The sequence below is a fragment of the Streptomyces sp. NPDC048636 genome (genome assembly GCF_040650655.1).
Classification (GTDB): Bacteria; Actinomycetota; Actinomycetes; order Streptomycetales; family Streptomycetaceae; genus Streptomyces.
Map to the genome: position 1 here is coordinate 126,691 of NZ_JBEZHR010000004.1, position 14,341 is coordinate 141,031.

Sequence of the window (14,341 nt, forward strand, 5' to 3'; positions counted from 1 at the left end):
TGGCGGACGAGCGGTCCGTCCTCGCGGATATCGCGGGGATGCTCCGGACCATGCTCGACGAATACGGCGTCGACCACATCGAGATCACCATGCAGACCCGCTTCACCGAGGACCTGGAGCTGGAGAGCATCGACCTGGTGGCCCTGGCGGGCAGCCTGGAGGCGCGTTACGGACAACATGTCAACTTCGCCGAGTTCGTGGCCGATCTGGAGCTGGACGAGATCATCGACCTGAGCGTGGGTCGCCTGGTCCACCATGTGGTGCGCACCCTGCGGGCCGCCGAAGGGGGCAGTTGACGATGGCGATGGTCCATATCGGCGGCCCCCGCGACGGTATCGAACTCCATGTGCAGCGGCTCCCCCCACCCGGGGGCCGACCGCCCGCCGCCACCGCCGTACTGCTGCACGGACTGCTCACCGACAGCCTGGCCAGCTACTACTTCACCGTGGCACCCGCTCTCGCCGCCGCCGGGATCGATGTGGTGATGTACGACCACCGGGGCCATGGGCGCAGCCGTCGCCCGGCCACCGGCTACCGGCTGGAGTCGTTCGTCACCGATCTGGAACGGCTGCTGGACCGGCTGGAGATCGCGGGCCCGGTCCATCTGGTGGGCAACTGCTTCGGCGGCACGGTGGCGTTCGAGTACGCCATCCGCAATCCGGAACGGGTCGCCGGACTGGTGGCGATCGAGGCGAGGCCCGCCACCGCGGCATGGGCCGTGGAGATCCAGAGCATCTTCCGCCGGATGGTCGCCGAACTGATCGAGCACGAGGCCGAGTCGATGGCCTGGATCACCGCGCACCGCGGTGCCCACACGGCCCGGCTGGCACGGACGGCGGCACGTCTGGTGCGGGCCACCTCCATCGCCCGGGACGTTCCGGGGAGCCGGACGCGCCATGAGGACCAGGTCCGTGCGGTGCGGTGTCCGGTGCTGGCGGTGTACGGCGCCGAATCCGAGCTGGCCGGGGCCGGGGAGTGGCTGGAGTCCGTACTGCCGGGCGCGCGTTCGGTGGTACTGCCGGGCCAGGGCCACTCCATCCTGGCGGAGGCGCCGGGGCCACTGCTCGATCTGCTGCTGTGGTGGCTTCTCGACCCCGCTGGCACACCACCGCTGTCCGTCCCGGGGGCGGGGCTCGTCCGCGGTCCGGTGGTGGCCGGGGCGGATGTCCGGTGAGCCGGTTCCTGTTCGTGGTGCCACCGCTCGTCGGACATATCAATCCCACCCTCGGGGTGGGCGCCGAACTGGCCGCCCGCGGCCATGAGGTGGCGTGGGCCGGGCTCCCGGAGGTCCTGGAGCCGCTGACGGGCGGCCGGGCGGCCGTCTTCCCCTGCGCTGGGCTCCGGCTCGGGGCGGGTGACGCCGTCCGGCCACCGGACATGCGGGGTCCGGGCGCGCTGAAATTCCTCTGGGAACGGTTCCTGGTGCCGCTCGCGGAGGAGATGGCCCCGGGGACCGAGCGGGCGGTGGCCCGGTTCCGTCCGGATGTGGTGGTGGCGGACCAGCAGGCCGTGGCCGGTGGTCTGGTGGCGGACCGGATGGGGGTGCGGTGGGCCACCTCGGCCACCACCTCGGCCGAGTTCAGCGGCGCCCTGGACGGGATGCCCAAGGTCGACGCGTGGCTCGAGGGACTGCTGCGGGAAGTGCGCGGGCGGATCGGGGACCCCCTGGGCACCGCCGATCCCCGTTTCTCACCGCATCTCGTCCTCGCGTTCACCACCGAGGAGCTCACGGGCCCAGCCACCGGCCGGGGCGGCGGGCGGATCCGCTTCGTGGGCCCGTCGATCGCCACCCGCCCGGCGGAACCGGACTTCCCGTGGGACTGGCTGGACACCTCGCGCCGCACCGTACTGGTCTCCCTGGGCACCGCCAACGCCGGGGCCGGGGAGCGGTTCCTCGCCGAATGCCGTGCGGCCGGGCGCCGGAGCGCCGGCCGTCTCCAGATGGTGCTGGTCGATCCGGCAGCCGATCCGGATCCGGACACCACCGTGGACCGCGATGTGCTCGCGCTGCCGTATGTGCCCCAACTCCCGCTGCTGGAAAGGGCCGACGCGGTCGTCTGCCATGCGGGGCACAACACGGTGTGCGAGGCGCTGTGGCATGGGGTCCCGCTGGTGGTGGCCCCGATCCGGGACGACCAGCCGGTGGTGGCGGCACAGGTGGTCGACGCCGGGGCCGGGGTGCGGGTGCGGTTCGGCAGGGCGACGGCGTCCCAGCTGTGCGCGGCGCTGGACACCGTGCTCGGGGAGCCCGGCTACCGGGGCGCGGCCGAGCGTATCGGCGCGTCGTTCCGCGCGGCGGGCGGCGCCCCGGCCGCCGCCGCACATCTGGAACGCCTGGCGGGAGCGTGCGCCGGGGACCACCAGACCACCGAGGAGGCACGATGAGCGACACCATCGAGGGGACCGGGGAAGCCGAGGGCGCCGAGCGCGGCAAGCGGTCCGCCCGTGCGGATCGCACGGCGCTCGTCACCGCTCTGCGACCGCGCTATCTGGCCGATACGGCCGAGGGCACGGAGCGGTTCTTCGAACCGCGCCGCACCGACTGTCCGTGGTGCGGATCGGACCGGCTGAGGCGGCGGCTGCGCACGGTCGACCGCTTCCAGCGCAAACCGGGCCGTTTCACCCTCGACATCTGCCGGGACTGCGCCCATGTCTTCCAGAACCCGAGACTCAGCGGCGCCGGACTGGAGTACTACTACCGGGACTTCTACGACGGGCTCGGGGAGCGCGACCTCGGCAATATCTTCGCCGGGCGGGAGAAGACCTACCGGCAGCGCGCCGAACCCCTGAGATCCTTCGCCCCGTCGCCGCGGAAGTGGCTGGACGTCGGCACCGGCCACGGCCACTTCTGTGAGGCGGCCCGTGCGGTGTTCCCCACCACCTCCTTCGACGGGCTGGACTTCACCGACGGCGTGGAGCTGGCGAAGCGGTCGGGGCGGGTGGACCGGGCGATCCGTGGCGCCTTCACCGAACTGTCCGAGGAACTGGCCGGGGAGTACGACGCGGTCAGCATGTTCCACTACCTGGAACACAGCACGGATCCGCGCGCCGAACTGCGGGCGGCACGGCGGGCGCTGCGGCCCGGCGGCCATCTGCTGATCGAAGTGCCGGACGCTCAGTGTCTGTTCGCGCGGCTGTTCGGCCGCTGGTGGCTCCCCTGGCTCCAGCCGCAGCATCTGCACTTCCTCCCGGTGGCCAATCTGCGCGAGGAGCTCACCCGGATGGGCTTCACCGTGGTCGTGGAGCAGCACCGCGAACCACATGACACGGTGGACCTGCTGGGCGCCGTGTGGCTGCTGCTGAATGCCATCGCCCCGCCCGAGGACGCCCCGTGGCTGAAGCGGCGCCCGGGCCGGGTGCGCTGGCTGGCGCGTTGCGCGGTCCTCCTGGCCGGCGTTCCCGCCCTGATCGTCGCGACCGCGCTGGACCGGCTGCTGATCAAACCGCTGGCCGGCCACTTCCGCCTGGCCAACGCCTACCGCGTCATCGCGCGCCGCGACTGAGCCGCGACTGACCGGAGGAAGGTGGCCGTGGGGTGGGCGGGGCCCGCGAAGAGGCGTCCCCCGCCCACCGGCCCCACGCACGGTCGCGCTTCCGCCGCTCTCAGAGTGGCTTCTCCAGCAGCGTGACCGGGTAGATGTGGCCGAGGCCGCCGTCCTTCGACCGCTCGCCCATCACCTTGTAGCCCGCCGTCTCGTAGTACTCCCGAAGCCGGGAGTTGCCGGCCAGGCAGTCGAGTCGGCAGAACGTACGGCCGGTGGCGGCGATACGGGCCTCGGCCTCGGCGAGCATCCGCTGTCCGGTGCCCGGGGGCGCGACACGGCGATCGGTCATCAGCCGGTGGACATAGCCCGCGTCCGGGCGCTGGGGTCCCCAGGCGGCAGGATCGTCCCACCACAGCTCCCATGCCCCGGCGATCGGACCCTGCCGCCCGAGGGTGGCGATCCAGACCTCACCCTCGCGCAGCCGGGCCCGGAAGTGCTCGGTGCCGAGTTCTCCCGGCTTCCACTGGTCGATGCCGTGTGCGAGCTGCCAGCGCGCCGCCTCGTCCCGCAGCCCGACCAGCGCCGGCAGATCACGCTCGTCCGCCCGCCGGAAACTCAACGACGCGTGTCGCAGCCCCAGATACGTCCAGGACACGCCCTCACGGCCGTGCGCATCCTCCCGGTGCGCGAGGTGCAGCACCTCCAGGCCGTGCTCTTCGGCGAGTGCGACGGTCTCCTCCGCGGAGACGGGAAACATCCGGCGCCCGGCGGGAACGGGGCCGTGGCGCAGCGACAGCATCATCCGTCCCCCGGCGGCGAGCAGTCCGGCCAGACCGGCCATCCCCGCCGTCCGTTGTGACCGGTCCAGATGCATCCAGACCGCGGTCAGCAGGATCAGGTCGAATCGACGATCCCGGGCACGCACTCCGGGCAGCCCGGGGAGGGCGTCGTCGATCCACTCGATGTCCGCGCCCGCGTGGATGTGGCGGCCCAGTGCGCGGAGCTCGGCGGTGGGCTCCACGGCGACGACGCGGTGCCCCCGTTCGGCGAGCGCCGCCGCGTCCCGTCCACTGCCCGCTCCGATGTCCAGCACCGAGGCGGGGTCCGTCGGAAGCAGATGCAGTACGTCCCGGTGCACCTCGGTGAAGGTCACACTCTCGTACTGCTCGGCAAGGGCTTCGGCGGCGTCGCCGTATCCCGCGGTGCTGTCCATGGCGAGCAGCCGCTCTTCGGATATGTCATGGTCCACAGCTCGGCACCCTATGCCCGCAAGGGTCCGGCTTTCTCAGGGCACGGGCTCGTCTTCGCCGGAGCCCTGGTGCAGATGGTCGAAGACGAGTCGCAGCGCCGTGGACAACTCCGCGCGCGCGTCGGGTGTCAGTGGGGAGAGGATCTCGTCCTCGACCGCGCTCGCCTCCGCCTCGAGACGTCGCAGCGCCTCCTCACCCTCCGGTGTGAGCCGTACCGACACCCGCCGACGGTCCGCCGGATCGCGGGTGCGCACGACCCAGCCCCGCTCGACCAAGTCGTCGACCACCCTGGTCACATCGCTCGGGTGGAGGGTGAGCCGGGCGGCCAGTTGCCGCTGGGACCGCGGGCCGAAGTCATCGAGCGCGGCAAGCACCGCCATATGCCAGAGCCGCAGTTGACGCGCGGCCATCCGCGCCCCGAGCCGCGCCCGGACGGCCTTGCCGACCTTCGCGAGCAGGTATGTGTCACGCCTCAGCAGGCTGGGTGGCGCAGTTTCCATGGAGCCCACGATATGGGGACCTGGCGACAATACCCGCTGGTAGGGTTCCGGCCATGTCCCGTCACCACCCCTCGCATGACCATTCTCCTGCCACGGATCCGAATGGCGGCGCAACACCTGGAGGCCCTCGGCCCGAGCCCAGGATGCCGGGTCAAGTACGCGCCGCACAGGTCTTGTTCTTCCTCGCGGCCGGGCTGTCCTTGCTGGGTATGGCACGCAGTGCGGCGACCGGCGAGGTGGAGAAATCCGGTGCGATCACCGGCATGAGCATCCCCGTGTTCATCGGCCTTGCCTGCGCCCTGCGGTTTCCGAAGCGCAAGGGAAGCACCCGGGGCAGCGCGACCACCGCCGCCGTGTTGATGTTCGCTGTGGGCGTCGGCACGCTGCCACGGCATCCTGTCGGGCTGGTGCACCTGGTGTTCGGCATCACCATCATCGTGCTGCTGTCGCTGCGCTCGTCCGGCCCCTGGTTCCGTCCCACGGCCCGCACCTGACCGGACTGACCGGGCGCGTCACCGCGGAGTGGTGTCGTCGTCTCCGCACTCCCGCAGGGCCCTGAGCGACCCGGCGTTGCGGTATCCCACCTGTGGGGCGATGTCCGTCTCGGTGAGGGACGTGGTGCGGCGCAGATGGTCCGCCCGCTCGGCGCGGAGCCGACGCACCACGGCGTAAGGGGTGGTGTCCAGCCGCTCCCGCACCCGGCGTTCCAGGGTCCGCCGGGTGGTGCCCAGGGCGAGGGCGGCGTCCGCGACCGTGATCTCGCGCGCCAGATTGGCCCGTACCCAGCGTTCGAAATCGGTGACCAGTGGGTCGTCGTCGGCGAGATAGCCGGTGACGGCCCGCATGCTGTCGGCGGGGCGTTCGTCGATGAGCAGGGCCGCGGCGGTGGTCCGGGCGAGCTGTGGACTGACCCGCGCCACCAGGCTCATGGCCAGATCGATATGGGCGAACGCCGCTCCGGCGGTGGTGATGGCTCCGTCGCGGACGACCATACGGGACACATCCAGCCGGACCCCGGGATGGCGCCGCCGGAAGGTGTCGTACAGCCACCAACTCGTGGTGGCCCGGCGGCCGTCGAGCAGTCCGGCCTCGGCGAGGACGAAGGTGCCCGTGCACGCGGCGGCCAGCTCCCGGCCTTCGGAGGCCCGGTCCCGCAGCGCGGTGCGCAGCGCCCGTACGTCCTCGCGCATCAGGGCGTCCACGAGGGTGGCGGGGCCGTCGGCGGCCAGTGCGGGGACGAGCAGCACATCCACCGTGTCGTCCGCCGCGCACTCCTCCAGGGTGAGGTCCACGGGAGCGAGCAGACCGCCCGCGGTCGGGACCGGCTCGCGGGTGGGCGACACCGTCACGGCGGTGATGGCGGGGATTTCCGGGTCGGTCTGCCGACGGGCGGCGTTCGCCGTCCGCAGGACGTCCAGAACGGTCGTGACCCCCGAGTCCCAGCAGCCCCGCAGCACGACCACTCCGATGTTCATGTCGCAGACGCTCCCTTCGATGTCGCATTCACCGCTGATGGCGTTCCTACGGTAAGTGCCATGCCACCGACCACACACCGTGCCGCCACCTGTGACCCGGAGCCGAAAGTGCTCGTGGACAGGGAGGACGCGGTACTCACGATCGCCATCAACCGGCCGGCGAAGGCCAATGCCATCGACGCCGAAATGATCGCCTCCCTGTCGCACGCCTACACCCGGCTGTCCGGTGACCCCACCCTCCGGGTGGCCGTCGTACGCGGCAACGGCCGCCACTTCACCGCGGGACTCGACCTCGCCTCCCTCGCCCCGCGGCTGGCGGCAGGAGGTGAAGGGCTCATCCCCGACGGCGGCCGCGACCCCTGGGGCATGTACGGAGAACCGGCGAGCAAACCGGTCATCACCGCCGTGCACGGCCGGTGTTTCACCGCGGGGCTGGAACTCGTGCTGAACGCCGATCTGTGCGTGGCCGCCGAGGACACCGTCTTCGGCCAGCAGGAGGTCAGCCGGGGGATCGTCGCCCTCGGCGGGGCGACCGTCCGCCTCCCCCAGCGCGCCGGGTGGGGCGATGCGATGCGCTATCTGCTGACCGGTGACACCTTCGACGCCCGGGAAGCCCGGCGGATGGGCATCGTGCAGGATGTCGTCCCGCCCGGCGAGCAGCTCGGCCGGGCGATGGCCCTCGCCCACCGTATCGCCGCACAGGCGCCACTCGCCGTACAGGCCACGCTCGCCGACGCCCGCCGGGCCCTGAGCGGACCGGTCGCGGAATCCGCCGCGAGCCTGCGCGACGACGTCGGCCCCCGCCTCTTCGCGACGGCGGACGCCACCGAAGGCATCACCGCCATGCTCGAACGCCGCTCCCCCGTCTACACCGGCGCGTAGGTCTCAACCCCACCTGCCCTCGCCGACCCGAGAAGACCGGAGACATCACCGTGCACGCTGTGATCGGCGCCCAGCCACACCACTACCAGCGCTTGAACCTCATCCCCGGCGTCATCCAGCCGTGGGAGGACGGACTGCGTACGGCCGCCGCCGACGGCACCTTCGAGTGGTGGTACTGCGACGCGCATCTCGACGACGGCTCGACCCTGACCGTCGAGTTCCACACCAAACCGCCCTACGTATCGCCCAAGGCTCCGCTCACCCCGTTCGTCCTGCTCACACTGACCCGACCCGACGGATCGCGGACCGACCGGACCTACCTCGGGGAGCCGTCGGAGTTCTCCGCGTCGGCGGAAGCCTGCGACGTGTCCATCGGCCCCCAGGTGTTCCGCGGCGGCCCGGACGGCTACACCATCCATGTCGAGATCGAGGACACCGTCGTCGATCTGACGCTCACCGCCGAGGTCCCGCCGTGGCGGCCGGAGACCGGCCACGCCTTCTTCGGTGAGAACGAGGAGCACTACATCGCCTGGCTGCCCGTCGTCGCCCGGGGACATGTCGAAGCCACCGTGACCTTCGACGGCGTGCCCCGCCGACTGACCGGCACCGGCTACCACGACCACAACTGGGGCAATATCGCTCCCCGCAAGGTGCTCGATCACTGGTACTGGGGACGCGCCCGGCTGGGCGACCACACGGTCGTCACCCTGATGTTCGTCAGCCATGAGCGCTACGGCAAGGCGGTGCTGCCCGCCGTGCTGGTGGCGGAGTCCGGACACGTGATCACCTCGGCGGTCGGCGCCGAGGCGGTCGGCTTCGCCGAGGACGAGGTGTTCGTCCATCCCGACAGCGGCGTCGAGGTGGCCGGGCGGCTCACCTACCGTGTCGGCGAGGGGAGTTCGGCGTACACGATCACATTCGTCCGCGACAAGGACACCTTCCTCCTCGACTTCGGCGCAGCCGGTGCCTATCACCGCTTCATCGGCGATGTGACACTGCGGCGCGAGCCCGCCGACGGGCAGGGGCCGAGCACGACCGTACGCGACCGCACCCTGTGGGAGCTGCTGCACTTCGCGGGCAAGGCGGGAGGGACGGACGGGGCGAGCGGGTCGGAGGAGGACGGCCACGGCCGCCTTCCGGTGATCGGCCATCAGGCTTGACCACGAAGTGGCCAGTGCGAGGCCCGGCCGGTCGAGGCGCCCTGGTCAGGGCATGTGCGCGCGGACTCCGGGCACCTCGGCCGGGCGCAGCGAGGCGCCCGGCCGACGCCACGGTCATCGGCTGGTACGCCCGCGCACTGCGCCGCGGTGGCCGGCCGGAGCCGGCATCCTGAGCCCGCCGCCACTCACCGCCAGCCCTCCTCAGCCCCGTTGGATCGCTCGCGTAGCGCGGCCACGGCATCGAAGAGGGCCCAGCCGTCGATCTCTTCGCCCGGGGGGTCCTCGGGACGCCACCCCTGGGCCAGAGCCTGGTCGAGCAGGGCCCTGACGGTGCCCGGCTCATGGAGGTTCAAGGCCCTCCCATCGGCGGTACCGACCGCCCCGGAGGGCATGAAGCACCCGTCCGGGACCAGCCTGTCGGGACCTGCCCGGAAGACGACACGGAGCCGCCCCCTCGCCTGGAACAGGCGGAGGACGAGGGTTTCGCGGCAGTCTTCGTACCGGCCGTCACCCAGTGCGTGGTGGGCGTGGTGCACCGACCACAGGAACGTCTTGTCGTTGACCACGAGACGCCGTGCCTTCTTCTCACTGCGAGCCATCCGCACACGATAACGAGGCTCCGACATGCAGGTTAGGTCACCCTAACTTCCACGTATTCTCTGGTCCATGACCTTCTGGGAGCTGCTGGGAATCAGCCTCGGTCACGCCGCGATTCGTCGCCGTACCGGTGGCCGGTGTGTACACGCTCCACCGAAGCGCGGACGGCGCGCTGGGCTTCTGGCCGCCGTGCACTGGGCGCGGTCTACTTCCTCTCCCTCACCCTCTTCGACCTTCTGGTGCTGGACTGGTGGCTGTTCTGCACGGTCCAGCCCCGCTTCATGGTCCTGCCGGGCACGGAGGGCATGCCCGAGTACCGGGACTTCGGATTCCTTGCGCGGGTCCTCGTCCCACGCCCCGTGCCCTGGCCGCTGCTGACCATCCCCGCGTACGGTGCGGCAGTTGGGACGATCGCGTACCTGATGGAGATCGCGGTCGGCTAGGCACTCTTTCTTGGATCATGTGCGGAGCCAGATCGTGAGGGCAGCGAGGGTGACGGTGCCGAGGTAGATGTAGGCGCGTTTCTCGTAGCGTGTGGCGACGCCGCGGAAGCCTTTCAGACGGTTGATGGCACGCTCGACGGTGTTGCGTTTCTTGTAGCGTTCGCTGTCGAACCCGGTGGGCCGACCGCCACGGGAACCGCGGTTATAGCGGTGTCTGCGCTGGTCGCGTCGTTCGGGGATGGTGTGTGAAATGCCGCGTCGTCGCAGGTAGCGGCGGCTTCTGCGGGACGTGTAGGCCTTATCGGCCAGGACCTGGTCAGGTCTCGTGCGGGGCCGTCCCGCTCCGGTGCGGGGGACGGACACCTGTGTCAGTACGCGCTCGAACTGGGGACCGTCACCGTAGTGTCCGGGGGTCAGGATGAGGGCCAGCGGCCGGCATCGTCCGTCGGCGACAAGGTGGAGACACGTCCCAGTCGATCCGGTCCGCGGCGTCCTCGGCGGCCTGCGCCTTCGACAGCAGCATCTTCCACGTTCCGTCCGCCGACCAGCGGCGATGGCGCTTGTAGACGGTCTCCCACGGCCCGAACCGCTCCGGCAGATCCCGCCACTGCACCCCCGTCCGCACCCGGTACAACACTCCGTTGATGACCCGCCGGTGATCACTCCACCGGCCCCCACGCGTACCGCCTCGAGGCAGGAACGACTCCAACCGATCCCACTCCGCATTCGTCAGGTCTCCGCGTCCCATGCAACCAGCCTGGACTCAACACCCCACCCCCGTCGGAAGATCCGAGGAACAGCGCTAGCTGTCACGGTTCGCCATGGCCTCCAAGGCGAGGCAGGTCGGTGTCTGGCCGGTCCACAGTGTGCCTGCGGTGCCTGATTCGACGTGCTCGGCGTACAGGCGGGCCTTGGCCTCGATCACCGCGAGGTTCTCCGTCATCTGGGCCAGTTCGGCCCGCACGCGGATTTCATGGGTGCGCAGGAGTTCAAGGCGTTGCTGTTCGTTGCCCGGGCCGGCGGCGACCAGCTCGGCGTAGCGCCGAATGTCGCTCAGCGGCATGCCGCAGGCACGGAAGCGGTTGCAGAGCTGGAGCCATTCGACGTCGAAGGCGGAGTAGCGGCGCCGCCCGCCGCTGCTGCGTGCCACCGAGCCCAGCAGCAGTCCTTGTCTCTCGTAGTAGCGCAGGGTGTGGATACCCAGTCCGGTGCGCTCGCTGACCTCGCCGATGGTGAGGCTCTCGTCAGTCATCCCCGCTCCCTTTCTTGACCTAGACCGAGGTCTAGATCGTAGCGTCGTCGTTGACCTCGAAGAACGACAATCCCGGAGCATGCACCATGTCTTTTTCCCTCGACCCCGAACTGGCCACGGTGTTCGCCGCCAGTGCCGGTGACACGCCGCCCGGGCCTTTGGCGCCCGGTGACTGGAAGACCTGGCGGGACAGCGTTGCTGCTGTCTATCCGGCCCTGACCTCCGGTCTCGACCGGCCCGAGGTCGGGCATCAGGTGTTCAGCGCGGCCACGCGGGACGGCGCGCAGATCGATCTGCACTGGTTCACCCCGTCCGGCGTCGCCGGTCCGACCGCGGCCGTCGTTCACGCTCACGGGGGCGGTCTGGTCGCCGGCGAGGTGGCGCACTTCGCCCCGTTCATCGCCCAGTACGTCGCCGCCGCCGGTGTGCCGTTCTTGTCGGTGGAGTACCGGCTGGCCCCGGAGGTGGCCGGCTCGACCCTCGCCGACGACGTGTACACGGGGCTGACCTGGCTGATCGAGCACGCGCACGAGCTGGGCGTGGATGCGGCCCGGATCGCGGTGATGGGCGAGAGCGCCGGCGCCACCCTGGCGGCGACCACGGCGATCCGCGCCCGCCAGGACGGCGTCGTCCTGGCCCGGCAGATCCTCGTCTACCCCATGCTCGACAACAGCGACACCCCACTCGACCCGCACCTGCACGCCTTCTCCGCCGACCTGTACACCCTCAAGAACACCGCCTGGCAGCTCGTGCTCGGCGACGCCCACACCGACGACGCGCCCGCCACGATCGTCCCGGCCCGCCTGGAGGACCACACCGGCCTGCCTCCGGCCTACCTCGAAGTCGGCGAGCTCGACGCCTTCCGGGACGAGACCGTCGCCTACGCCCAGCGGCTCTGGTCGGCCGGCGTCAGCGCCGAACTGCACGTCCTGCCCGGCCTGAGCCACGGCTGGGACCACTTCGCACCCGGCATCTCCGTGCACGCCCCGGTCTACGCCCGCCGCGTCGCCCTCCTGAAGTCCCTCTGACCAACGAACAGCAAGGAAAGACCATGAGCACTCCGGACCTGCGCAAGTTGTACCTCGACTACATCGAGGCCATCAACGCCCGGCAATTCCACCGGATGGCCGAGTTCGCCCACGACACCCTCGTCTTCAACGGGGAGCCGGTCTCACGGGACGACTACGTCGCCACGATGCGGCAGCACATGGACGCCGTGGACAACTTCGTCTGGCGCCTCGACGACCTCATCATCGAGGGCGACCGGGTGGCGGCCCGGCTCACCGACACCGGCACCCCGGTCAAGCAGTGGCTCGGACTGGAGCCCACCGGCCGGAGCGTCACCTTCACCGAATACGCCTTCTACCACTTCCGCGACGGCCGCTTCGAGAACATGTGGTACCTGCTCGACGCCCAGACCATCCAGCAGCAACTGACCGTCCGCGGCTAATGCTCTGACTGAGAAGGTCCGCCCTCGCCGCCCTCACGATCCGGCTCTGAACATGATCCGAGAAACAGCGCCTAGGACATGGATCACCCTGTGTCGCCCGCACATGATTCTGAGCAACATCTGAGGCGGAATCATGGCTTCGCTCACAGTGGGCGACATGCCCCCCTTGGTTGAATGGTTCCCCGCCGGGGCCGCTCGTCGGCCTTCGGTGATCCGCGAGCCGCAGAGGGGGAACGATGGGTCGGGGACACTCATTCCGCTTGGCCACCTGTGCCGTCGTGGCCGGCGCCCTTGTCGCAGGGGCCGGGTGCACCGGGCAGCGCGAGGAGACACCGGACAAGGCCATGTCGCCCCAGGCGCGGGCCTATCTGTCGAGGGCACTGGGGTTCATGGAGAAGAACTCCTACGTCCGCCGCAAGGTCGACTGGCCGCGCCTGCGCCATACGGCGTTCCAGCGAGCCCGGAACGCACGGACGCCGGCGGACACCTACGGAGCGATCCACTCGGCACTCAGCTCGCTCGGTGACAGGCACAGTTTCCTCTGGGAGCCGCAGGAGGTCAAAAGGCGGTCCGCAGCCTCGGCGAGGCAACGCGACCGACTGGAAGGGCGGTCGTTGCGGGGTCGCATCGGTTACATATCTCTCCCCGGCTTGATCGGCGAGGAGAAGGCACACGAGCAGTATGTGCGGCGAGGTCGCAAGGCGGTGGCGAAAGCGGACCGGGAGCGGGCCTGCGGCTGGGTGGTGGATCTGCGCCGGAACAGCGGCGGGGACATGTGGCCGATGCTCGCCGTCCTGGGACCGATCCTGGGCGACGGCACCGTAGGGACCTTCGTGGACGCCGACGGCAAGAAGACCCCGTGGGCGATCGAGAACGGCAGCCCGCGCAACGGCGACGCGCCCACTCACTGGGGAGACCCCGAGCCTGTCGCCAACAGTGACGCACCGGTCGCGGTCCTGACCGACCAGACAACGGGCAGTTCGGCTGAGGCTGTTCTGGTGGCATTCCGCGGCCGACCTGGCACACGGTCCTTCGGCGAGCCCACGTATGGCGTCCCCACCGGGAACGTGACACTGCGCCTCTCCGACGGAGCCGTCGTGGCGGTCATGACGGTCAAGGACGCGGACCGCACCGGACGGACGTACGACGCGCCCATCCCTCCCGACGAGTACATCCCCACCCGCCTGAGCGCCAGGGCCGCGGCTGGGGACCCAGTACTGGAGGCAGCGAAGAGGTGGCTGCTCAGGCGGCCCGCCTGTCGCTGAGCAGGGCTTCTCCACGGATCACCCGTTGCCGGGAGGACTCGGACGCTCCACCCGGGAGAGCCAGGCCGTGAGCAGTGATTCGAGTGTCCCGGCCTCCGCAGGGGTCAGCAGAGCCAGCAGATGGCGTTCGTTGTCCATGTGGTCGGTGAATGCCTGGTCGATCAGTTCGCGTCCGGGGCCGGTGAGGGCGACGATCCGGCCGCGCTGGTCGTCGTCGGAGCGGCGGCGGGTGACGAGTCCGGCTCGCTCCAGGCGGTCGATCCGCTTCGTCATCGCGCCGGTGGTGACCATGGTGTGCACGGCGAGCTCGCCGGGTGCCCGTTCGTAGGGCGCACCGGCGCGGCGCAGGGCGCACAGGACGTCGAACTCTCCCTCACTGAGGCCGTAGCGGCCGTACACGCGGCAGAGCTCTTCGGTGAGCTGACCCGCCAGGCGGTGCAGCCGGCCGATCACTCCCTGTGGGGAGACGTCGACGTCGGGCCGCTCGCGACGCCAGTCGGCCTGGATGCGGGCTACACGGTCCAGCGGGTGCCTGTCTGCCATGGACACCATAGTAGCTTCCCAGGAAGTTATATTAGCTTC

General features: G+C 70.4%; 17 protein-coding genes and 1 pseudogene. 11 read left to right on the forward strand and 7 right to left on the reverse strand.

The genetic code is table 11. The features are described from left to right. Positions 1–38: 38 nt before the first annotated feature. Genes AB0C66_RS13620 through AB0C66_RS13635 form a run of 4 tightly spaced genes read left to right on the forward strand, consistent with a single transcriptional unit; the run spans position 39 to position 3,503 of the window. On the forward strand, positions 39–296 hold the full coding sequence (locus AB0C66_RS13620; protein WP_362437376.1) for an acyl carrier protein: 258 nt from the start codon (positions 39–41) through the stop codon (positions 294–296). A 2-nt stretch (positions 297–298) separates the two neighbouring features. After that, a complete protein-coding gene (locus AB0C66_RS13625; RefSeq protein WP_362436804.1) occupies positions 299–1,174 on the forward strand; it encodes an alpha/beta hydrolase in 876 nt (291 codons plus the stop codon). Continuing rightward, the gene (locus tag AB0C66_RS13630; protein WP_362436806.1) at positions 1,171–2,385 is read left to right on the forward strand and encodes a glycosyltransferase; all 1,215 of its coding nucleotides are present in this window, start codon (positions 1,171–1,173) and stop codon (positions 2,383–2,385) included. The genes AB0C66_RS13625 and AB0C66_RS13630 overlap by 4 nt, the downstream gene beginning before the upstream one ends. Next, positions 2,382–3,503 carry a class I SAM-dependent methyltransferase gene (locus tag AB0C66_RS13635; RefSeq protein WP_362436808.1) on the forward strand — a complete coding sequence of 374 codons (1,122 nt, stop codon included), beginning with the start codon at positions 2,382–2,384 and terminating at the stop codon, positions 3,501–3,503. Before AB0C66_RS13630 ends, AB0C66_RS13635 begins: the two co-directional genes overlap by 4 nt. A 100-nt stretch (positions 3,504–3,603) precedes the next feature. Here AB0C66_RS13635 and AB0C66_RS13640 read toward each other — a convergent pair whose 3' ends face one another. Together AB0C66_RS13640 and AB0C66_RS13645 are read right to left on the reverse strand one after the other, a co-directional pair. Beyond that, on the reverse strand, positions 3,604–4,734 hold the full coding sequence (locus AB0C66_RS13640) for a class I SAM-dependent methyltransferase (RefSeq protein WP_362436810.1): 1,131 nt from the start codon (positions 4,732–4,734) through the stop codon (positions 3,604–3,606). Between the two features lie 36 nt (positions 4,735–4,770). After that, positions 4,771–5,235 carry a MarR family transcriptional regulator gene (locus AB0C66_RS13645; protein WP_362436812.1) on the reverse strand — a complete coding sequence of 155 codons (465 nt, stop codon included), beginning with the start codon at positions 5,233–5,235 and terminating at the stop codon, positions 4,771–4,773. A gap of 209 nt (positions 5,236–5,444) precedes the next feature. On the opposite strand from AB0C66_RS13645, the gene AB0C66_RS13650 reads away from it, so the two are divergent. After that, complete coding sequence (locus AB0C66_RS13650; protein ID WP_362436814.1) at positions 5,445–5,729, forward strand: hypothetical protein; 285 nt, start codon at positions 5,445–5,447, stop codon at positions 5,727–5,729. An 18-nt stretch (positions 5,730–5,747) separates the two neighbouring features. Here AB0C66_RS13650 and AB0C66_RS13655 read toward each other — a convergent pair whose 3' ends face one another. Continuing rightward, positions 5,748–6,710, reverse strand: coding sequence for a DJ-1/PfpI family protein (locus AB0C66_RS13655; protein WP_362436816.1), 963 nt, complete (start codon positions 6,708–6,710; stop codon positions 5,748–5,750). A 60-nt stretch (positions 6,711–6,770) separates the two neighbouring features. Here AB0C66_RS13655 and AB0C66_RS13660 point away from each other — a divergent pair, with 60 nt between their 5' ends. Both AB0C66_RS13660 and AB0C66_RS13665 read left to right on the forward strand, forming a co-directional pair. Continuing rightward, a complete protein-coding gene (locus tag AB0C66_RS13660) occupies positions 6,771–7,592 on the forward strand; it encodes a crotonase/enoyl-CoA hydratase family protein (protein ID WP_362436818.1) in 822 nt (273 codons plus the stop codon). A gap of 50 nt (positions 7,593–7,642) precedes the next feature. Beyond that, positions 7,643–8,752, forward strand: a complete 1,110-nt coding sequence (locus tag AB0C66_RS13665; protein ID WP_362436820.1) for a hydroxyneurosporene dehydrogenase — start codon at positions 7,643–7,645, stop codon at positions 8,750–8,752. A 185-nt stretch (positions 8,753–8,937) separates the two neighbouring features. Here the strand turns inward: AB0C66_RS13665 and AB0C66_RS13670 are convergent, their stop codons facing one another. Further along, the gene (locus AB0C66_RS13670; protein ID WP_362436822.1) at positions 8,938–9,351 is read right to left on the reverse strand and encodes a hypothetical protein; all 414 of its coding nucleotides are present in this window, start codon (positions 9,349–9,351) and stop codon (positions 8,938–8,940) included. Between the two features lie 135 nt (positions 9,352–9,486). On the opposite strand from AB0C66_RS13670, the gene AB0C66_RS13675 reads away from it, so the two are divergent. Beyond that, positions 9,487–9,792 carry a hypothetical protein gene (locus tag AB0C66_RS13675; RefSeq protein ID WP_362436824.1) on the forward strand — a complete coding sequence of 102 codons (306 nt, stop codon included), beginning with the start codon at positions 9,487–9,489 and terminating at the stop codon, positions 9,790–9,792. 15 nt (positions 9,793–9,807) lie between these two features. On the opposite strand, the pseudogene AB0C66_RS13680 reads toward AB0C66_RS13675, so the two are convergent. After that, positions 9,808–10,540, reverse strand: a pseudogene (locus AB0C66_RS13680) (IS5 family transposase). 54 nt (positions 10,541–10,594) lie between these two features. Continuing rightward, complete coding sequence (locus AB0C66_RS13685; RefSeq protein WP_362436826.1) at positions 10,595–11,044, reverse strand: MerR family transcriptional regulator; 450 nt, start codon at positions 11,042–11,044, stop codon at positions 10,595–10,597. 86 nt (positions 11,045–11,130) lie between these two features. Here AB0C66_RS13685 and AB0C66_RS13690 point away from each other — a divergent pair, with 86 nt between their 5' ends. The 3 genes from AB0C66_RS13690 (at position 11,131) to AB0C66_RS13700 (ending at position 13,759) form a co-directional block, all read left to right on the forward strand. Next, positions 11,131–12,072 (forward strand): alpha/beta hydrolase fold domain-containing protein, encoded by a 942-nt coding sequence (locus tag AB0C66_RS13690; RefSeq protein WP_362436828.1) that lies wholly within the window; start codon positions 11,131–11,133, stop codon positions 12,070–12,072. A gap of 23 nt (positions 12,073–12,095) precedes the next feature. Next, the gene (locus AB0C66_RS13695; RefSeq protein WP_044566523.1) at positions 12,096–12,494 is read left to right on the forward strand and encodes an ester cyclase; all 399 of its coding nucleotides are present in this window, start codon (positions 12,096–12,098) and stop codon (positions 12,492–12,494) included. Between the two features lie 389 nt (positions 12,495–12,883). Beyond that, positions 12,884–13,759, forward strand: coding sequence for a S41 family peptidase (locus tag AB0C66_RS13700; RefSeq protein WP_362436831.1), 876 nt, complete (start codon positions 12,884–12,886; stop codon positions 13,757–13,759). An 18-nt stretch (positions 13,760–13,777) separates the two neighbouring features. Here the strand turns inward: AB0C66_RS13700 and AB0C66_RS13705 are convergent, their stop codons facing one another. After that, positions 13,778–14,302 (reverse strand): MarR family transcriptional regulator, encoded by a 525-nt coding sequence (locus AB0C66_RS13705; RefSeq protein ID WP_362436833.1) that lies wholly within the window; start codon positions 14,300–14,302, stop codon positions 13,778–13,780. Between the last annotated feature and the right edge of the window lie 39 nt (positions 14,303–14,341).